Genomic DNA, 20,233 nt, shown 5'->3' on the forward strand with positions numbered 1-20,233 from the left:
CGTGGCCTCCCCCAATATTTCGACGCAAATTAGAATGTTTGCGCTTCGTCACCGAAGTACTGAGTGATCAGAGCGTTCAATGTGCCGTCGTCTTTCATGGTCTGAATAGCAGCATCAAATTTCGCGCGCAATTCACCATCAGATTCACGCAGGCCCATGCCGATGCCACCACCAAGTGGGACAAGGTCGCCAACGATCATCAGCTCACCGCCGGATTCAGCTGCGATTGGCTTTACGTAGTCTTCGTCTGCAAATACAGCGTCAACTTCGCCGTTTTTCACAGCCGCAACAGTTTCGTCAGGTGTTGCGAATTCAACCAATGTTGCGCCAGATTCAGCAACGTGACCCGCCTGGATAGTTGCGGCCTGTGCGGAAATCACAGCGGTCGACACGTCAACGTCGGCAGATGTCGCCATATAGGCAGATGCTGAAGGAGGTGTGTAGTTTTGTGTGAAATCAATGACTTCGTCGCGTTCGTCGGTGATGGACATGCCCGCGATGATTGCGTCGTAGTTGCCGGACACAAGGTTTGGAATAATTGAATCCCACTCGTTGATCACCCATTCACATTCCAGTTCCGCGCGTTTGCACAGCTCGTCACCCACTTCACGTTCAAAACCAGCGATCTCGCCGTTGTCGTCGATGAAGTTATATGGAGGGTATGCGCCTTCAGTGCCAAGACGAACAGTGTCAGCAACACCCATGCCGGTCATAAGGGCCAGGGTTGCAGCGGATAGGATCAGTTTTTTCATTTTTCTCTCCCGAAAGTTAAGCGCGTTATTGTTAGTCTGCAGTCGTTGCGCTTAGGAACTGTTGCAGACGTTCGGTTTGTGGGTTTTTGAACAGGTCGGCTGGCGCGCCTTGTTCTTCAATGCGGCCTTGGTGCAAAAACACGACGTGATCAGACACATCATGGGCCATTTTCATGTCATGCGTCACAATCAACATTGTGCGCCCTTCTTCGGCCAAGGATTTGATAACTTTTACAACTTCCTGTTCTAGTTCAGGATCAAGCGCGGATGTTGGTTCATCAAAAAGTAGGGCTTTGGGTTCCATGCACAAGGCGCGCGCGATGGCGGCACGTTGTTGTTGGCCACCAGAAAGCTGCGCGGGCCAAGCATCACATTTGTCGCCAATGCCCACTTTGTCGAGGTATTTGCGCGCAGAGGCTTCAGCCTCGGCCTTATCGCGCCCCAATACAGTAATCGGTGCCTCCATGACGTTTTGCAGGATCGTCATATGGGACCAAAGGTTGAACTGTTGGAAAACCATAGAAAGATTGGTCCGCATCTCGCGTATTTGATCTTTATCGGAAGGGCGACGATCATGACCTACACCCTTCCAGCGCACGGGATCACCGCAAAACAGGACTTCACCCTGTTGGCTATCTTCGAGCAAGTTACAACAACGTAAAAGCGTCGATTTACCTGATCCGGATGACCCAATCAGTGACACCACATCGCCGCGGTTTGCGTGAATATCAACACCTTTCAACACTTCCAGCTGACCATAGGCTTTGTGCAGGTCACGGATTTCGATAACAGGCTCGGCCTGTGGGGTATCGGAAGATTCGGTTTTATTCACGTTTTATATCTCTGAGCGCAACTGTTTGGGTTGCCGGGGATTAGTCCTGAAAACCACATTGATTGCAACGCCAAATCGGATGTTTCTCGGAGCGTTTTATTTGTCAGATGAATATTTTGGCTCAATACTGCTGTTTACTCTTATTGCACGCGCTGACGGGCTTTGGCAGAATCAACGTCACTTAGACCAAGTAGATTGGCGACCAGGCGCAACTGCGTGTCTTCTTGTGCGTCTCGTTCACCGTCTGCAAGGGCGATGGCCCAAAGGGTTTCCATAATTTCAAGACGTGCTTCGTGTTTGACAGCGTCTTTGATTGCCTGAGTGAAACGCACGGTATCAGGCGCCTCGCTTTCTAGGGTTTCTGCATCGTGGCGAAGCTGTAAGGCAGCGGATTCGTTGAGTTGATAACGATCAGCAAGGCGTCGTGTGATTTCCCGGGCCTCGCTGTCAGCATAGTCGCCATCGCTGCGTGCAACACGCACCAATAGGGCCGCGAGCGCCAGGCGCGCATCGGGGGCTGACAGGGGGGCAGGGGCGGGGGCCGTCATACGGCGCAGTAGATCAGCAAACATACCAAAGATATATGCATGAATTATTTGTGGTGCCAATATTGTTTTTAAATATGCGCGTTACGCCGCGCAGGCAGATTGGTATCGTTTGTTCAGAATTTCGAAAACCAAATCCATCGAATGTCGTAGGGTGTCAGGAGATAGCTTATACCATGTCTCAAGGCCTTTGCGTTGCCGCGTGACAAGCCATTTCCGTTCCATTTCGCGGAGGTGGTGGACAAGTGAGCTGTCGTTTATCTGCGTTTCAGCTTGAATACGCGAAAAGTTTAACTCGCTTCCCCGCGCTTCAGATAGCAGGCGAAAAATCTTTATTCGACGCGGGTGAGATAATGCGCCTAAAGCCGAAGCTAGGTCGCTGTTTTCACAAGTGTGCATTTATGTCTCCTTTTGCAGAGATCATCACTACCTGTGGTTAATTTCCCGTAAATCGGAATAAACTGTTGTGTCTGCATGCATCTCACCATTTTCCTAGAAAACTAGAAAACTAGAAAACTAGAAAACTAGAAAACTAGAAAACTAGAAAACTAGGGGGGGTAGACCCGAAGCCTTTACTCTCCATAGCCTTCGACGATAACCAAATCCCCTTGTGATACAGGATCACGCAACGCTTTTGCCGCTTGGTATTCGGGGCTTTGGTAACAGGCCATCGCAGTTTCATAGTCGGTGAATTCTATCACGACATGACGCGCCTTTGCTTGCCCTTCCATAACCTCGCCAGCCCCGCCACGGATCAGAAATTTGGCGCCGTATTTCGCGAACGGTTCTGCGTTGGCTGTGCGATAGGCCTCATAGGCAGCTGGATCAGCTACATCTACATGGGCAACCCAATAAGCTTTCGGCATATTCACATCCTTCCAAAGAAAAGCCCCGCCGGACGGATCGGGCGGGGCAGCGTGTTAAACGAGACGAGAGGTGTCCATGGCAGCTCGGACGAAGTCAGCGAACAATGGATGGGGTTCGAATGGCTTAGACTTAAGCTCTGGGTGGAATTGCACGCCGATGAACCAAGGATGGTCTTTCCATTCTACGATTTCAGGCAGACGTCCATCTGGCGACATGCCCGAAAATTGCAAACCACATGCTTCGAGTTGTTCGCGGTATTTTACATCAACTTCATAACGATGGCGGTGGCGTTCCTCGATCGCGGTGCCGCCGTAAGCCTGCGCCACGCGTGAGCCTTTAACAAGGGTTGCATCATATGCGCCCAAGCGCATGGTGCCCCCTTTTTCATCGTCGGCTTTGCGTTGCACCTTGGTGTTGCCTTGGATCCATTCTTTCAGGTGATAGACCACGGGCTCAAACCTCTTCTCGCCGGACTCATGGTCGAACTCTTCAGAACCCGCATCCGTCAGGCCGGCTTTGTTACGCGCGGCTTCGATCACAGCCATTTGCATGCCGAGACAAATGCCAAGATAAGGCACTTTGTTTTCGCGGGCATATTGCGCCGCTTTGATTTTGCCTTCTGTGCCACGTTCACCGAAGCCGCCAGGCACCAAGATGCCGTGGAAACCCTGCAGGTATGGGGTGGCATCTTCTTGATCAAACAGCTCCGCATCGACCCATTCGATTTTCACCTTGGTCCGATTTGCCATGCCACCATGGGTCAGGGCTTCGGCGATAGACTTATACGCATCTTCAAGTTGGGTGTATTTGCCAACGATGGCGATTTTCACTTGGCCTTCGGCGTTGATGATACGTTCATGCACATCGTTCCAGCGATCCAACTTCGGGGCAGGGGCGTGGGCCATATCAAAGGCAGCCAAAACCGCGCGATCCAGGCCTTCGCGATGATACACCAGCGGCGCTTCATAGATGGACTTCATGTCCTGTGCTGCAATCACAGAATCTGGACGCACATTACAGAACAGGGCAAGTTTTTCACGTTCTTTTGCAGGAATTGGCCCTTCCGAACGACAGACCAACACATCCGGCGCGATCCCAATAGAGCGCAATTCTTTTACAGAGTGCTGGGTTGGCTTCGTCTTCAATTCACCCGAGGCCGCCATATATGGCAACAGCGTCAAGTGCATAAACACGCAATCACCACGTGGTTTATCATTGGCAAACTGACGGATCGCTTCAAAAAAGGGCAGACCTTCAATGTCGCCTACAGTGCCGCCAATTTCGCACAGCATGAAATCAACTTCATCTTCGCCAATGTTGATGAAATCTTTGATCTCATTGGTCACATGCGGAATCACCTGAATGGTCTTCCCCAGGTAATCGCCACGGCGTTCCTTGGCCAAGACGTTGGAATAAACGCGGCCCGACGAGATAGAATCAGTGTTGCGTGCCGCAACGCCGGTGAACCGTTCATAATGCCCAAGGTCCAGATCGGTTTCTGCACCATCATCGGTGACAAAAACTTCGCCGTGTTCAAACGGTGACATAGTGCCTGGATCAACGTTCAGATAAGGATCAAGCTTGCGCAGACGTACCGTATAGCCACGTGCCTGAAGCAACGCGCCCAAGGCAGCAGATGCAAGACCCTTGCCGAGACTTGAAACAACTCCACCTGTGATAAAGACAAATTTGGCCATTGGCGCTGGCGCTCCCCGTGATGATAATTGACTGATCTGAGGCTTCAAAAACCACAGTATCACGGGGTTTGTCATATAGCGGATTCGGGGCAATCTGGCAATGGCCAGCACCGCCAAACCATCGAGAAATACAAAATTCCGCCGAAAGCAAAACGCAAGATACTGTGGGGTACAAACGCCCCGAATCAAGTTATTGTGGTTGTAGGATGTCATTTTGGGGCGCAAGCACCCCAAAAGAATTCATATGTTTTGGTGCAAGCCGAAGAGGTTCTTCGGTTTACTCGCTGGCTGCGGGCGTTTCTGTTACTGGGGTAACATATTCAGGAACTAAGCCTGCATCACCGGTTGAAGGTGGCAGCAAAGACCCTTCACCAAGTGGATTGTCAGGAATTTCAACCGTCGTAGGCGCGGTGCCTCCGATTTGGTCAATCACAGAACCACCATTGGAGTTTTTCGCAGCAAAGATTGTCAGGGCAATTGAAGCCGCGAAGAACGCGATACCAAATAGCCAGGTCAATTTCCCAAGCGCGGTTGCCGCTGCACGGCTGGACATTGCGCCACCACCGGCACCGCCGCCACTGCCCATCCCAAGGCCACCGCCTTCAGAGCGTTGAAGCAGAACAACAACGATCAAGCAGAATGCGACGATCAGAAGAATGACGAGAAGTACGTTTTCCATGGAGCAGGCCTTGCGAATGTGAGTTGTGCTTATTTATGCGCAAGCGACGTTCCCCGCAACCCCTGTGCTTGGGCGGAACGGAAATTCTGTTTGATCTTGTTCCGATCTGGTCGAAATTGCGCCCTCTGCGTCATATTAACGGTAGCCGGGAGGCGGCGCAGACGTTATAGGGGCTTCGGTTTACTTACATATCTGCAGAACAGGTGGAAATATCATGGCCAATGTTGTCGTAGTCGGCGCCCAATGGGGCGACGAAGGAAAAGGCAAGATCGTTGACTGGCTTTCAGAGCGCGCGGATATCATCGCACGTTTTCAAGGCGGTCATAATGCGGGCCATACACTGGTCATCGACGGGAAAGTTTATAAGCTGAACGCGCTGCCTTCTGGTGTCGTGCGTGGTGGCAAGCTTTCAGTTATTGGTAATGGCGTGGTGCTTGATCCATGGCACTTGATCAAAGAAATCGAATCCATTCGTGGTCAAGGCGTTGAAATTTCGCCCGAATCTTTGATGATCGCAGAAAACACGCCGTTGATTTTGCCAATTCATGGCGAACTTGATCGGGCGCGTGAAGAAATTGCGTCTAAAGGCACCAAGATCGGCACAACCGGTCGCGGCATTGGCCCAGCATATGAAGATAAAGTTGGTCGTCGTTCCGTGCGTGTTGCTGATCTGGCTGACGATGCAACTTTGGAAGCCCGCGTTGACCGCGCACTTCAGCACCATGATCCGCTGCGCAAAGGTCTGGGTATCGAAGCCATTGACCGCGATGCGCTGGTTGCGCAACTCAAGGAAATCGCGAAAGAGATTCTGCCTTATGCTGCGCCGGTTTGGAAAGTTCTCAATGAGAAACGCAAAGCGGGCAAGCGAATCTTGTTTGAAGGTGCGCAAGGCGCGCTTTTGGATATTGATTTCGGCACATATCCTTTTGTGACGTCCTCCAACGTGATTGCTGGCCAAGCGGCAACAGGTGTTGGTATGGGGCCAGGCGCGATTGATTACGTTCTGGGTATCGTGAAGGCTTATACCACACGTGTTGGCGAAGGTCCGTTCCCGACTGAATTGGATGATGAAGATGGCCTGCGCCTCGGTACCCGTGGTCATGAATTTGGCACAGTCACGGGTCGTAAGCGTCGCTGCGGTTGGTTTGATGCAGCTTTGGTTCGTCAAACCTGTGCGACCTCCGGTGTGACAGGCATTTCATTTACAAAGCTTGATGTTCTGGACGGATTTGAAACTCTGAAAATTTGCGTCGGCTATGACCTTGATGGCAAAGCATTGGACTATCTTCCAACCGCCGCCGACGAACAAGCACGTTGCAAACCCATCTATGAAGAGATGCCAGGTTGGTCTGAAACCACAGAAGGCGCGCGCAGCTGGAACGATCTGCCTGCCAATGCGATTAAATACATAAAACGCGTTGAAGAATTGATCGAATGTCCTGTGGCAATGTTGTCGACATCTCCCGAACGTGAAGATACCATCCTTGTAACTGATCCGTTTGAAGACTGAGGAAACGACACATGTCTCTGACATATAAAACGCGTAGGCGTCTGGCACTGTTCCTGCTTTTGATATGGATGCCATTTTATATCATTGCAGCTGTTACGATCATGGGGATGTTGCCGCGCCTTCCATTTGTATTGGAATTGGCTGTGTACATCTTGTTGGGGGTGCTTTGGGTTGTGCCGTTTAAGCCCGTGTTTATGGGGGTTGGCAAAGCTGATCCAGATGCGGAAACACCATCGGACGTCACTGTTAAAGTCGCTGACGTATCTGAGTGAAGGGCGCATGCCTTAATGAAAACACCAAGAAAAGCGCCCTTTGTGGCGCTTTTTTGTATCTATCCTACTGCGATGACATCACGGACCAATTGCGTATGAACTTACTTAACGCACAGGTGACTTCCTGAACTGTTCTGGGACGCGGTACTCTCAAGATCAAGCTGCCGGTTCATGAACTTATATCGGCCGCAGGCAATGCGACGCTGTACTTGCATAAGCGACCAAATCAGTTTTCGCGGCACGATTTATGGATGAAATTGTGATGTTTCCGAAATGCTGAACAGGCCACGGCTGGCCCGGACAAGCACTTGGGCGCGCACCAGATTTCCGAAGGCGCGTAGACTATCTTTGCGACTGAAGCTGCCCTCGTCCATGACGCTTGCAACCAATTGCATCACTTGCGGACGACTGAATTGCGCGTGCCCCTCAATCCAAGTAAGCCATGCGGCCGCCGCTTCCAGATACTCGCCACAGTTCTCAGCGCCTTTGTCATCTGCGAAGCTCTGGAAATTCTCCCAAGGGGATGTCAAAGCCTCATCCTGAACGACTTCGAGGCTCGCCAAGTCAAGTGCAATCGAGCTGCGTTGTACGCGCCGTGGAGTGATCGGCTGCACTTGCGAAGCTTTTGAAACCGGAACGTCAGAATGAGCCGCATCATCGTTTGACGGGGTGGAAATACGTTGCTCGGACACCAGAATCAATGGCGGCGGGCGGGTATCATTGCGATCGGCCTGATCAGAAGGTTTGACGCGACGCGCACGGCCTTGGTCTGGGGTTGGTTTAACAACCGAAGCCAGATCCGCACGATAGGCTTCAATATCTTCGTCTTGATTGGGGACGCGACGGATGCGCCGATCGGCAACAGTTGCAGCCACAGCCGCGCGCAAATGTGAGATCGCAGATCGCCTGTTCTGACCGTCAGGATTTTCAAGTTGGGAATTGGTCTCATCGATCAGACGGCTGACGGACACATCGTGTTCATTCGGTGTTTCACCGTCGTCGCGTGCAAGAGGATGATCCAATCTGTCCTGCGCGGCGTCGATATGAGATCGGTCGAGTGTTGCAGGGTCACTCTCTTGCATATCATCATCGGATAATTGTGATAACTCCCGGATGAGATCCGCTTCCGCGGCCTCCGAAAGTGATCCGGCGTCAGGGGTGGCTGCGGCCAAATCGTCGAAACCTTGTTCTTCAGGCGCCTGATTATCTGAGGGAACGACAGCATCTTTATTCGATGGCGCATCATTTGGGGTTAACAGCAAGATAGGCAGCGTTTTACCATCTGTTGCGGCCTCCTCTTCATCAGTGTCTGGAAGGTCGGAGACAACCTGATCCAAGATGAGAGGCACAGCAAGATCACCCGCATCTTCTTCGGATTCTAGCGTCGTGATAACCGTTTCAGGTTTGGCTGTTTTGGCTTTTTCCGCGAAGTCGTTTTGCTCCGTGAGAGCTGCGTCGCTTGCCTCAGGTCCCTCGAATGTGGACTGTGTGGCTTCATGGGGTGTGGTCTTGGCCTCAATCGCTTGAATGCGGGTTTCCGGTTTAGCGGATACTTCGCGGGTTTGAGTGTCCATATCTGGGTTTTTTGGGTCCGCGCTTTCCGGGGCTGAAGGGCTCGCGTCAATATCGACATATTCTTCGGACGCACCGTCCAAACTTTGCGACTGATTTTCGTTGGAAACTGGGGTGCCGTTATCATTGGAATACATGTCTTCCAGCGCCGCTGCGATGTCGGGCGTTGGGGGCGAAACTGTGGCGGATGCTGCTGCGTGTTGATCTTCAGAGAACTCGTTGGGCGGTAATGCGTCTGTGTTGCGGGCGACAACCGCGCGAATGCGTTCGAGCTTGTCCAATGCAGAGACTGATTCTATGGCATTGTCATCGCTTGAATGTTCTTGCGGGGCCTCGGTTTGCGCAGTTTCTTGATCGCTATCATCATCTGTCTGATGAAGTTCGGAAAGGGGGGCAGGTGAGGTGTTTTCCGTCAGAATCGGATCGGCTGGTGCCAATACCGGCGCGTCTTCTAATGGGACGTCGTCGTCATGTGCCGACGTGGGCGTATTTTCAACGTTAAGGGGCTGCGCGCGTAGGGTAACATGATCATCCGGACCAAGTTCTGCCACGATATGATCAGTGGGATGGGCGCCGTCGTCCCCGGCTGCCACAGCCGCAAGAACATCCAGATCATGCCGCATTTCGGAGGTGCCAAATGACGGATCTTGGGTCGCAATTTCACGGAAATGTTCCGTGATCAATTTCATCGTCGTAAATGAATCCTCAAATCCTTCCAATGTGCATGAAAACGTCCCATAAGAAACGGTCAAGATTTTGTTCGAACTCATGATCATACAGCTCACTTTTGTTTTCGGCACTTTCTGCGTATCTGGCAGAAGTTTACAATTATGCACACAACCGAGGTTTTTCCTGTATAAATTTAGGGCGGAAATATGACGGACAGTTCCACAATGACTGAAATACCTGAAAACCACTGTATTGTATATGATTGTGCGCCTGTTTTGCTGGTGGGAGGGGGCGAAATATCAGCGAAGTCGTTAGAATTGTTAGCAGTATTTCCGGGCAAATTTGTGGCTGCCGACGGTGGAGTAGCTCATATTCTGGACGCCAATCATCAACCAGAGGCGGTTATAGGCGATTTCGATTCTCTTACCCCGGACTTGCTATCCGCACTTCCAAGTGAGTGTCTGCATCGGATTTCCGAACAAGATAGTACCGATTTTGAAAAAGCGATTTCCCGTATCGATGCGCCGCTGATTTTGGCCGTTGGATTCACAGGGGGGCGGCTTGATCATGAACTGGCGGTGCTGCACGGAATGTTGGCGTTTCCAGAACGGGTTTGCATTTTGATCGGCGCCGAAGATATTCTGTTTCTTGCCCCGCCCCATATCGACCTAGACCTGCCTGCAGGCACGCGTTTTTCTGTGATGCCTCTGGCCCTGGTTATTGCCGAAAGTGAAGGGCTGAGATGGCCTTTGGGTGGGCATGAATACGCGCCAGGCTTTAGAATTGGCACATCAAACGAGGTGCAGCCTGGGGAAGGGGAGGTCGCAGTGTCGCTGGATGTTGATCGGCCCACCATGTTGGTGATTCTGCCAAATGAACATTTAGATCGTGTTACTAGTTCTCTGCTGCGGGTGTCGTCGCACGGCGTGCGATGGCCTGCTCGCGCCAAATAATATACAATCCAGCAGATGTGGTGACGAGAATTCCAATCGCTGCCAACCCGTTAGGAAAGTCCTGAAACATCAACCAACCGATAATGGTTGCGAATGGGATCTCGAGATACTGCATCGGGGCAAGCGTTGCGGATGGGGCGTAACGTAGGCTCCAGGTCATCAGCAAATGCCCGATTGTGCCCAACGCCCCGATCAATGCCAAATACCCCCAAGTTCCAGCGGTTTCCGGGGATTTGAAGATGATGGCATCACCAATCAGACCTTCGGGCGGTGCGACAAGGCCAAGCAAGGCCAAAGGTATGAGTATAAGCAATGCAATGCCGCCAGAAACCGCCTGTAACGCAATGGGGTCGGCTTGACGTGCAATCTGGCGTGTAACCAACATGAATAGAGCGAAGTCCACGGCGACACCAAGAGGCAGAAACGCCGGTGCGCCGACCTGTGCAAAGCTGGGCTGCACGACCAAAAGTGTACCGATAAACCCAACGATACAGGCGAAAATTCGGTGACGTCCGATGGTTTCATTCAACACGAAACGGCCAAGGATCAGCATGATAAACGGCATGACAAAAGCGATGGCAATGGCGTCGGCTAAGGGTAAGTAACGCAATGCGCTGAACATCATGCCAATGCCGAGGATATGAAGAACCGTGCGTGCAATCACCAACCACAAGGTCGTTCCGCTGCTGCGCCAAGGCAGACGTCGGATCATGACCAGTGGAAGAAGCAGGATGACTTGTGCGGCAAAACGCACCATGACAAGTTCCAACAACGGAAGTCGGTCACCAAGAATTTTCGCAAATGCATCCCCGGCCGGGGCCGAAATGCAAAAGCCGAGCATTAAGAGAATGCCAAGAAGGGGACGATCAAATTGGGCGTCGGGCTGATGTGTCTGTGTGCTCATATCGCCAGGCTATGGAGCGCGGCACAAAGGTGCAACCGCTTTCCGGCTTTCACATGACAGAGGCGTCGAACATGGGTTTGTCATTGGCGAGAGAACGATGCACGAACCGCTGCACTTGGGCTTTCTTGACTTTGGCTGCGCCGACTTTGTGAAGCCCGTGTTGCTGCAATTTTGGAAAAAGGGTTGCGATTTCTTGCCGTGCCTCGGAGGATAGAGCCGTCAGGGTTTGATCGCCCAGGTATAGGCTTTCACAGGCCAAACCAGCGGAGGTCAAAAGTTCATGTTCTTTCAACAAAATATGATAATAACTGACCGCTTCACAGCTGTCGTCTTGAAAAACACCGGGAATACAGGTCAGCTGATGGGCGGGCACAAATATTTGATCTTGTCCGAACATGCGCCGAGCGATTGCAGAGCCCAGAACAACACGGTGTTGACGTGACAGGCGCAGGTCACGCAATGGCAAACCATTGCCCAAAGAACATTGTGAAATCACGATGGGGCGCAATTTGGGATTTGTGTGCAGAGCGGCTTGGTTCACAGTGCTGCATCCGATCCACTGAATTCTCTGTGCGGGTTGGTTCCGGACGCTGACCAAGTCACCAGCTTTAAGTGTCTCGATGGATCGTTCGCCCGATGGCGTATTGATCAACGTGCCATCCGCAAAACAAATGATATCGGAGACTGCCATCGTACCGGCTGCTTCGGATTCCGTTAGGGACAGCGTGCCCGTGGCAGAAATTCGACTGAGATCAAAATCTTCCGAAAACAGAATGAACATATCGCCGTTTGACGCTTCCCAGAAGGCAAAATCGGCACCAGCCCCAAAACCACTGCCGCTAGAGGAAATACCGTTCGTGTTAATACGGTTGAGCGTGGTGGCAGAGCTGTCACCAGGAAAGGTGACGTTTAAACTGTCATTCCCATTCAATTGACCGTTATTGTTGGCGTCATCCATTGTGGCGTTCAAATCAAATCCCGTCCCAACAACGGTCATACCTGTCAGATTTGCTAGATTATTACTGCCGGAACCGGTGAAACTTGATGGCGTAAGCGGATCAATCGCGAAAAACTTCGAAAAATCGACGACGCCAGAGATGATGGCCATGACTGCTTACCCGAAAACTATGAAATACACATCTTTGCGGCCTGTCCGCACGAAATTGATACACATGTCTCGGAAATGCGTCAACATAAACGAATCATTAATTTTTAAATGATTCGTTTATGTTGGAATTTTAAGTTTTCGTTTGAAATCAACAGTTAGGAATGTTGACAGCCAGGCCACCCAGAGAGGTTTCCTTATACTTATTGTGCATGTCTTCACCGGTCTGCCGCATGGTTTCAATTGCGCTGTCAAGGGGGACAAAGTGCTCACCGTCGCCGCGCAGGGCAAGGGACGCCGCCGAAACCGCTTTGATTGCACCTAAGCCATTGCGTTCGATACAGGGCACCTGAACGAGTCCTTTGACCGGGTCACATGTCATGCCAAGATGATGTTCAAGCGCGATTTCTGCTGCGTTTTCAACTTGCTGTGGGGTCGCCCCCATAACGGCGGCCAGACCTGCCGCAGCCATAGCACTGGCAGATCCCACTTCGGCCTGACAGCCCGCTTCGGCACCAGAAATAGACGCGTTATGTTTGACCAAGCCGCCAATCGCCGCTGCCGTCAATAAGAAGTCACCGATCTTGGATGGGACCGCGCCGGGCACATGATCAAGCCAATACCGGATTGCTGCCGGTAAAACACCTGCAGCCCCATTGGTTGGTGCCGTTACAACTTGCCCACCCGCCGCGTTTTCTTCGTTCACGGCCATGGCGTAAACGCTCATCCAGTCGTTGATGGTATGCGGGGCAACGAGATTGATGCCACGTTCCGCCTGAAGCGCCTCGTGGATCCCTTGCGCGCGACGGCGCACATACAGGCCACCGGGCAGGATGCCATCCGTGACCAAGCCACGATTGATACAGTCGTTCATCACATTCCAAAGACGATCAATGCCTTGTTCAAGTTCAGACGGGCTGCGCTTTACCAATTCATTTGCGCGCTTCATCTCAGCAATGCTTTTGCCGCTTTTAACCGCCATCTCAAGCATTTCTTTTGCGGATTCAAATGGATAAGGGAATTCAGATCCAGGTTCAGCCGCTGTGGCGGGGTTTTCCAATTCATCAGCGGTTAGAACGAAACCACCGCCGATTGAATAATATGTTTCACGTAGGATCACATCGCCTTGGTCATCCGTGGCCATCAGTTGCATGGCGTTGGCATGGCCGGGCAGGGGGTTATCGTAATCGAAAATCATGTCTTTTTCGATGTTGAAATGCAGGGTGCCTAATCCGTCAGGAGAGATCTTGCGAGTCTTACGGATCTGGGCAAGGGCCTCTTCGGCTTTGTCATTGTCGTAATCATCGGGCACAAATCCGGCAAGGCCCAAGATGGTCGCGCGATCCGTTGCGTGACCCACACCCGTGAAAGCCAGCGATCCGTGCAATGAGGCGCGCAGACCTTCCACATGGAATGGGCTGCTGCGCAATTTGTCTAGGAACAATGCGGCCGCAACCATCGGCCCCATTGTATGGCTTGAAGATGGGCCAATGCCGACCTTGAACATATCGAATACGGATAGAAACACGCGCGCCCCCTAGAACTGGCCCTAGACCTGATCGCCTCGGTGTAATGGGAAGATTGAACACTTCATTATCCAAAAGCGACGTATTCACGGGGCATTGCGTAGAAAGGCGCCAAAATGCAACAAAACCTTACCAATTCCATTCGACTTCGGCTGATTTCCCCTCTCGCCTGGATAGGGTAGGTTGCGTATAAAGCGGCATCACATCAACAGAGAGTCGTCCCATGACCCAAGATATGTCCCCCATCGAGAAAGCTAAATTCGTAGCTGCGCAACGTTCGGTACAATATGTTGAAGATGGGATGAAGGTCGGACTGGGCACGGGGTCGACCGCCGCGATGATGGTGAAATGTCTCGCGGATCGTGTGCGCGAGGAAGGTTTGAACATTCAAGCGGTTCCCACTTCCACACGCACCGCAGATCTTGCACGCAGATTGGGCATTAAGGTTATCACATTGGATCAGGCCCGCTGGCTTGACGTGACGATTGATGGCGCGGATGAGTTTGATTCAAATCTCAACTTGATCAAAGGGGGCGGGGGGGCGCATTTGCAGGAGAAAATCGTCGCAACCGCATCTGATCAGATGGTTGTGATCGCGGATGCAGCGAAATCTGTTGAAACGCTTGGGGCTTTCCCTTTGCCCGTTGAAATCTTGGCCTTTGGTGGTGAAACAACCAAGGCATTGATCGAAGAAACCCTTGTGGGCATGGATGTTCTTGGGCGCGAAGTGACACAGCGCATGAAGGGCGATACGCCTTTTCTCAGCGATGAGGGTAACCACATTCTTGACCTGCACTTAAACCGCATAGGCGATGCCCGCCAACTGTCTTTGATGCTGAACCAAATCCCCGGCGTGGTTGAGAATGGATTGTTCATCGACATTTGTGACGTAGTTGTGATCGGTCATGGGGATGGAAAAATCGAGCTGCGCGATCTACATGCAGGGACAATCACAGAAGAAACAGCTGCGCCCGGTGAAAGCGACAACCTGTTCTCTGATATATAAAACCGCATATAAGCGGCTGACGAGTTTTAGCGCGAGAGGATACCGCCATGACATTCGACTACGATCTATTTGTGATTGGCGGGGGCTCTGGTGGGGTTCGTGCTGCGCGTGTGGCTTCTGCAGAAGGTGCTAAAGTTGCCTTGGCCGAAGAATATCGCATGGGTGGCACCTGTGTGATCCGGGGCTGTGTGCCGAAAAAGCTGATGGTTTTTGCATCTGGTTACAAAGACTTGGTGCAGGATGCGCAGGCCTATGGCTGGGATGCCTCCGTTGGTGATTTCGACTGGAATGTCTTCCATCCGAAAATGCATGCGGAATTGGATCGCCTTGAAGGCATCTATCGCAACATTCTGAAAAACAACAATGTTGAGGCTTTCGATGCCCGTGCGACGATCAAAGATGCGCACACTGTGATCCTATCTACTGGCCAAGAAATCACTGCGAAACATATTCTGGTTGCCACAGGCGGCACGCCCTTCACCCCGAATGTGGAAGGTGCAGAACACACAATCACCTCGAATGAGATCTTCCTGCAAGAGAAACTGCCAGAGCGCATTTTGATTGTTGGCGGCGGTTTCATTGCCTCTGAGTTTGCCTGCATCATGCATGGTCTGGGCGTGAAGGTGACGCAATTCTATCGCGGTGAAATGATCCTGCGTGGCTTTGACAAAGGCTCCGCCACTCATATTGCCGATGCAATGAAATCGCGTGGTATTGATCTACAATTGGGTGCGGATGTGGCGAAGATCGTGAAAACCGATGCCGGTCTGGAAGTGACTGGGAAAGATGGCAGCACCCAAATCTTTGACGCTGTGATGTATGGCACAGGTCGCGTGCCTGCTACCAAAGGCATGGGTCTTTCTGAGGCCGGCGTGAACCTTGGCCGTAAGGGCGAAGTGCTGGTGGATGCTTATTCCCAGACCTCTGTTCCTTCAATCTATGCTGTGGGCGACGTGACCGACCGCATCAACCTAACGCCGGTTGCGATTCGCGAAGGTATGGCCTTTGTGGAAACTGTGTTTAAGGCCAATCCAACGCCGGTGGATCACGAATTGGTGCCATCTGCCGTGTTCACACAGCCTGAATTTGGCACAACCGGCCTGACTGAAGAAGAAGCGGTTGCATATGCTGCTGAGCATGGCCCGGTGGAAGTATACACAACGGCGTTCAAAGCCATGCAATCCGGGTTTGCCGGGCGCGAGAATAAAGTCTTCATGAAGCTTTTGGTCGATCAGCACAAACGCACGGTTCTGGGCTGTCACCTTGTGATGGACGGCGCGGGCGAGTTGATTCAGCTTGCGGGCATTCCTGTGAAAATGGGTGCAACCAAGGAAGATTTCGACCGCACCTGCGCTGTTCATCCAACGATGGCCGAGGAACTTGTGACCATGAAAACGCCGTCTCACGTGATTGGCGGCGCATAAAGCGCGCGAAAATCGGATAAAAATGCATTAAGCCGGGCGGAGATCCTCCTCCCGGCTTGAATTTTACCCAAAAGACGTCCACTTAGGGTGTTGAACTTTTACACATGACCAAAGAGGGAATAAACCCGTATGTCAGGTAACAACGGCGGCCCTTGGGGCGGCGGAGGCGGCGACCGCAACAAAGGCGGAGATCGCAACAAAGGCGAAAATGATGGGGGCCGCAATGGCCAACGTCCGGGCAATGACGGCCCGCAAATCCCTGAAATCGACGAATTGATGAACAAAGGCCGCGAACAGCTGCGTGTTCTGATGGGCGGCGGTGGCAATCGCACCGGCGGCGGCGAAAGTGGACCCACGCCAGAAATCGGCAAAGGTGCCGTGGTTCTGGGCCTCTTGGCTGCAGTTGGCCTTTGGCTGGTTGCCAGTACCTATACAGTTAAACCAGAAGAGCAATCGGTCGAACTGTTCCTTGGCAAATATTCATCCACCGGTGGACCCGGCTTGAACTTTGCCCCTTGGCCACTTGTTTCTTATAATAAGTTCCCGGTCACACGCGAGCAAATCGTCGACATCGGCGTTGGCGGACGTGGCTCTGAGGCGGGCCTCATGTTGACGGGTGATGAAAACATCGTTGATATTGATTTCCAAGTTGTTTGGAACATCAATGACCCAGCACAATTCATGTTCAATCTGCGTGATCCGAACCTGACAATTGCGGCTGTGTCTGAATCCGCGATGCGTGAAATCATTGCACAATCTGAACTTGCGCCGATTTTGAACCGGGATCGTGCGTCTATTGCGCTGCGTCTGGAAGAACTGATTCAATCCACGCTTGATAGCTATAATTCCGGCGTGAATGTCGTGCGGGTCAACTTTGACCGTGCTGATCCACCTGAAAGCGTAATCGACGCCTTCCGTGACGTGCAAGCTGCGGAACAAGAACGCGACCGTCTGCAAAAAGAAGCGGATGCTTATGCGAACAACGCCCTGGCGCAAGCCCGTGGTGAAGCCGCACAGGTTCTGGAAGTTGCCGAAGGCTATCGCGCCCAAGAAATCAATGGTGCCGAAGGTGAAGCCAGTCGTTTCACAGCCGTTCTTGGCGAATATCAAAAAGCACCAGAAGTAACACGTCGTCGTCTTTACCTTGAGACAATGGAAGAAGTGTTTAGCAATGTGGATAAAATCATCCTCGACAGTGACGCGGGTGGTGCAGGCCAAGGTGTTGTGCCTTACCTACCACTGAATGAACTTCGCCGCAATTCCACCGGAGGGAACAACTGATGCGTAAATCCGCCCTTCTGCTGCCAGTCCTGGCAGCCCTAGCTTTCCTTGGCATGTCTTCTGCCTATATCGTGACTGAAATCGAAAATGCGCTGGTTCTGCGGTTTGGCCGCGTTGTTGAGGTGAGAGAGGATCCTGGCCTCTATTTCAAAGTGCCGTTTATGGATGACGTTGTGCGTTATGACAGCCGCATTTTGTCGCGTGATGTTGAACCGCTTGAGGTCACACCACTTGATGATCGTCGCTTGGTTGTTGATGCGTTCGCGCGTTACCGCATTGCGGATGTCAGCCAGTTCCGTTTGGCCGTTGGTGCTGGTGGCGAAGCCGCTGGTGAACGTCGCTTGGATTCAATCCTGCGCTCGAAAACGCGTGAAATTTTGGGTTCGGTCAGTTCAAACGACATCCTGAGTTCTGATCGTGCCGTGCTTATGCTGCGTATTCGCAATGCCGCTATTGCCGAAGCAGAGGCCCTCGGTCTTGAGGTCATCGACGTGCGTTTGAAACGTACGGATTTGCCACGCGAAAACTTGCAGGCGACCTTTGATCGTATGCGGGCTGAACGTGTGCGTGAAGCAACTGATGAACGTGCCCGTGGTCGTGAAGCCGCCCAGCGGATCACAGCGCTTGCCGATCGTACTGTGGTTGAACTTGTGTCTGACGCGCGTCGTCAATCTGAAATCATCCGTGGTGAAACCGATGCGCAGCGCAACGCGATCTTTGCTGAAGCTTACGGTGCCGATCCAGAATTCTTTGAATTCTATCGCTCGCTTTCCGCTTACCGAGCTTCCCTGAAAGGCAGCAACACCACCATGGTTTTGTCACCTGACAGTGAATTCTTTAACTATCTCGGCAACGCAACAGGCGCGGCCCCGGCAGAATAGGCGCTGCTCTCAAAAATGTGAGAAGGACCGGCAAGGAATTGCCGGTCCTTTTTCGTTGGATAGGCGGAATTTGCGATTTTCCACCGATAATAGGCCGTTTTTGCACCAAAGCGGTTGAAAAGTTGGACCAGACAGCAAACTATAGAGACAACCCCGGCAAGATCTGTCGGGCGAATAGCAAGGCCGCGTCACCGTGATCGGTCTGCGTCTCGAAAAGGAGTTTCGGAGTGAAACCTAAAGCAATTGCGCTTGCCGTTCACAAGTCTCAACATAAATCTCTGATGCAGGGGCTGTGGCTGACCATTCTCGCCAGCGCGCTACTTTTGGCCCAGGCCATACAAGCGAACGCCCGCCCGGATAGTTTCGCCGACCTTGCAGATCAGGTCAGCAACGCGGTGGTGAATATCACCACGACAACAACGGTCGCAGCACGCGGCGGCCCGGCACCGGTGGTGCCCGAAGGATCCCCCTTTGAGGATTTCTTCCGCGAATTTAATGACCGTAACAACCGGGATGGTGGCCAAGGCCAAGCCCCACGCCGCAGTCAAGCGTTGGGATCAGGTTTCGTCATTTCGGAAGATGGCTTCATCGTCACTAATAACCATGTGATTGAGGGCGCGGATGAAATCCTAATCGAATTCTTCACAGGCGAAGAGCTGCCCGCGACCCTTGTTGGTACGGATCCAAACACTGACATCGCATTGCTAAAAGTCGAAACGGACGAAGTTCTAACCTTTGTGCCCTTTGGCGACAGCGACATCATGCGCGTTGGCGATTGGGTGATGGCGATGGGCAATCCACTGGGGCAGGGGTTCTCTGTTTCGGCTGGGATCGTGTCGGCGCGCAATCGCGAATTGTCTGGCACCTATGATGATTACCTTCAGACCGATGCTGCGATCAACCGCGGCAACTCTGGTGGTCCGTTGTTCAACCTGAACGGCGAAGTGATCGGCGTGAACACGGCGATCCTTTCCCCCAATGGTGGGTCCATCGGGATCGGCTTTTCCATGGCGTCCAATGTTGTGACTAAAGTTGTCGATCAGTTGAAAGAATTCGGCGAAACCCGTCGTGGTTGGCTTGGCGTTCGCATTCAAGACGTTAGCGATGATGTTGCCGAAGCGCTTGGTCTTGCGGATACGGCTGGTGCGTTGATCACTGATGTCCCTGCGGGCCCTGCGGAAGAGGCGGGCCTGTTGCAAGGCGATGTGATCTTGTCTTTTGATGGGGTTGAGGTCGAAGATACCCGTGGTCTGGTGCGTGAAGTTGGCAATGCCGAAGTTGGCAAAGCGGTGCGCGTGTTGGTTTATCGTGATGGCGGTACGGAAACTGTTCTCGTGACCCTTGGCCGTCGTGAAACAGCCGAAGCAGGTGCTGCCCCGATGGAAAAACCTTCCAGCGAGGAACCACAGACCGCCGATATTCTTGGTATGACTTTGTCTGCTGTGAATGATGACCTGCGTGCGCAGTTGAGCCTCCCGGACGCGGCCACAGGTCTTGTTGTGATGGGGCTGGAAGCGGACGGTGTTGCAGCTGCTAAGGGGTTGCAGATCGGTGACGTAATCACTGAGGTTGGTCAGCAGCCAGTGCTTGCCATCGCTGACTTTGAAGCGCGCATTTCTGAAGCCAAAGAGGCCGGACGTAAATCGCTTCTGATGCTTGTACGTCGTGGCGGCGATCCGCGTTTTGTGGCGTTACCGTTGAACTAAGGTCATTCAGTTCCAAGCGATAAAAAGCCCCCGTCTGTTTCAGGCGGGGGCT

The 20,233-nt window shown here is 52.4% G+C and carries 19 protein-coding genes; 8 read left to right on the plus strand and 11 right to left on the minus strand.

The genetic code is table 11. From position 1 onward, the window contains the following. Positions 1-29: 29 nt before the first annotated feature. From RJ38_RS16775 to secG, 7 genes are all read right to left on the minus strand, one after another. The gene (locus RJ38_RS16775) at positions 30-752 is read right to left on the minus strand and encodes a transporter substrate-binding domain-containing protein (protein WP_039020020.1); all 723 of its coding nucleotides are present in this window, start codon (positions 750-752) and stop codon (positions 30-32) included. 31 nt (positions 753-783) lie between these two features. After that, positions 784-1,584, minus strand: a complete 801-nt coding sequence (locus tag RJ38_RS16780; protein WP_052245508.1) for an ABC transporter ATP-binding protein — start codon at positions 1,582-1,584, stop codon at positions 784-786. A 140-nt stretch (positions 1,585-1,724) separates the two neighbouring features. Further along, complete coding sequence (locus tag RJ38_RS16785) at positions 1,725-2,156, minus strand: tellurite resistance TerB family protein (RefSeq protein ID WP_039020021.1); 432 nt, start codon at positions 2,154-2,156, stop codon at positions 1,725-1,727. Between the two features lie 57 nt (positions 2,157-2,213). Beyond that, positions 2,214-2,528: an ArsR/SmtB family transcription factor gene (locus RJ38_RS19545; protein ID WP_039020022.1), complete on the minus strand. Its 315-nt coding sequence runs from the start codon at positions 2,526-2,528 to the stop codon at positions 2,214-2,216. 173 nt (positions 2,529-2,701) lie between these two features. Continuing rightward, the gene (locus tag RJ38_RS16795) at positions 2,702-2,995 is read right to left on the minus strand and encodes a DUF1330 domain-containing protein (RefSeq protein WP_039020023.1); all 294 of its coding nucleotides are present in this window, start codon (positions 2,993-2,995) and stop codon (positions 2,702-2,704) included. 54 nt (positions 2,996-3,049) lie between these two features. Further along, on the minus strand, positions 3,050-4,693 hold the full coding sequence (locus RJ38_RS16800; RefSeq protein ID WP_039020197.1) for a CTP synthase: 1,644 nt from the start codon (positions 4,691-4,693) through the stop codon (positions 3,050-3,052). A gap of 277 nt (positions 4,694-4,970) precedes the next feature. After that, complete coding sequence (gene secG, locus RJ38_RS16805; protein WP_039020024.1) at positions 4,971-5,372, minus strand: preprotein translocase subunit SecG; 402 nt, start codon at positions 5,370-5,372, stop codon at positions 4,971-4,973. A 214-nt stretch (positions 5,373-5,586) separates the two neighbouring features. Here secG and RJ38_RS16810 point away from each other — a divergent pair, with 214 nt between their 5' ends. Further along, positions 5,587-6,882 carry an adenylosuccinate synthase gene (locus RJ38_RS16810; RefSeq protein WP_039020025.1) on the plus strand — a complete coding sequence of 432 codons (1,296 nt, stop codon included), beginning with the start codon at positions 5,587-5,589 and terminating at the stop codon, positions 6,880-6,882. 11 nt (positions 6,883-6,893) lie between these two features. Then, complete coding sequence (locus tag RJ38_RS16815; protein ID WP_039020026.1) at positions 6,894-7,154, plus strand: DUF2842 domain-containing protein; 261 nt, start codon at positions 6,894-6,896, stop codon at positions 7,152-7,154. A gap of 245 nt (positions 7,155-7,399) precedes the next feature. On the opposite strand, the gene RJ38_RS16820 is transcribed toward RJ38_RS16815, so the two are convergent. Next, complete coding sequence (locus tag RJ38_RS16820; RefSeq protein WP_156121917.1) at positions 7,400-9,496, minus strand: prolipoprotein diacylglyceryl transferase; 2,097 nt, start codon at positions 9,494-9,496, stop codon at positions 7,400-7,402. Positions 9,497-9,619: 123 nt separating this feature from the next. Between RJ38_RS16820 and RJ38_RS16825 the strand changes: the two genes are divergently transcribed. After that, a complete protein-coding gene (locus tag RJ38_RS16825; protein WP_039020198.1) occupies positions 9,620-10,348 on the plus strand; it encodes a thiamine diphosphokinase in 729 nt (242 codons plus the stop codon). Here the strand turns inward: RJ38_RS16825 and RJ38_RS16830 are convergent. From RJ38_RS16830 to RJ38_RS16840, 3 genes are all read right to left on the minus strand, one after another. Further along, the gene (locus RJ38_RS16830) at positions 10,290-11,252 is read right to left on the minus strand and encodes a DMT family transporter (protein WP_052245509.1); all 963 of its coding nucleotides are present in this window, start codon (positions 11,250-11,252) and stop codon (positions 10,290-10,292) included. The genes RJ38_RS16825 and RJ38_RS16830 overlap by 59 nt on opposite strands. 49 nt (positions 11,253-11,301) lie before the next feature. Continuing rightward, a complete protein-coding gene (locus RJ38_RS18320) occupies positions 11,302-12,360 on the minus strand; it encodes a Hint domain-containing protein (protein WP_052245510.1) in 1,059 nt (352 codons plus the stop codon). Between the two features lie 148 nt (positions 12,361-12,508). Further along, on the minus strand, positions 12,509-13,885 hold the full coding sequence (locus tag RJ38_RS16840; protein WP_039020028.1) for an L-serine ammonia-lyase: 1,377 nt from the start codon (positions 13,883-13,885) through the stop codon (positions 12,509-12,511). Between the two features lie 221 nt (positions 13,886-14,106). On the opposite strand from RJ38_RS16840, the gene rpiA reads away from it, so the two are divergent. The 5 genes from rpiA to RJ38_RS16865 all read left to right on the plus strand — a co-directional run bounded on the left by rpiA (position 14,107) and on the right by RJ38_RS16865 (position 20,181). After that, on the plus strand, positions 14,107-14,889 hold the full coding sequence (gene rpiA, locus RJ38_RS16845; RefSeq protein WP_039020029.1) for a ribose-5-phosphate isomerase RpiA: 783 nt from the start codon (positions 14,107-14,109) through the stop codon (positions 14,887-14,889). A gap of 47 nt (positions 14,890-14,936) precedes the next feature. Beyond that, on the plus strand, positions 14,937-16,313 hold the full coding sequence (gorA, locus tag RJ38_RS16850) for a glutathione-disulfide reductase (RefSeq protein WP_039020030.1): 1,377 nt from the start codon (positions 14,937-14,939) through the stop codon (positions 16,311-16,313). Positions 16,314-16,442: 129 nt separating this feature from the next. Further along, complete coding sequence (gene hflK / locus RJ38_RS16855; protein WP_039020031.1) at positions 16,443-17,594, plus strand: FtsH protease activity modulator HflK; 1,152 nt, start codon at positions 16,443-16,445, stop codon at positions 17,592-17,594. Then, positions 17,594-18,475 (plus strand): protease modulator HflC, encoded by an 882-nt coding sequence (gene hflC, locus RJ38_RS16860; RefSeq protein WP_039020032.1) that lies wholly within the window; start codon positions 17,594-17,596, stop codon positions 18,473-18,475. Before hflK ends, hflC begins: the two co-directional genes overlap by 1 nt. Before the next feature lie 281 nt (positions 18,476-18,756). Beyond that, positions 18,757-20,181: a Do family serine endopeptidase gene (locus RJ38_RS16865; RefSeq protein WP_052245536.1), complete on the plus strand. Its 1,425-nt coding sequence runs from the start codon at positions 18,757-18,759 to the stop codon at positions 20,179-20,181. Positions 20,182-20,233: the final 52 nt, after the last annotated feature.

The sequence above is a fragment of the Halocynthiibacter namhaensis genome, from assembly GCF_000812685.1.
Taxonomy (GTDB): Bacteria; Pseudomonadota; Alphaproteobacteria; order Rhodobacterales; family Rhodobacteraceae; genus Halocynthiibacter; species Halocynthiibacter namhaensis.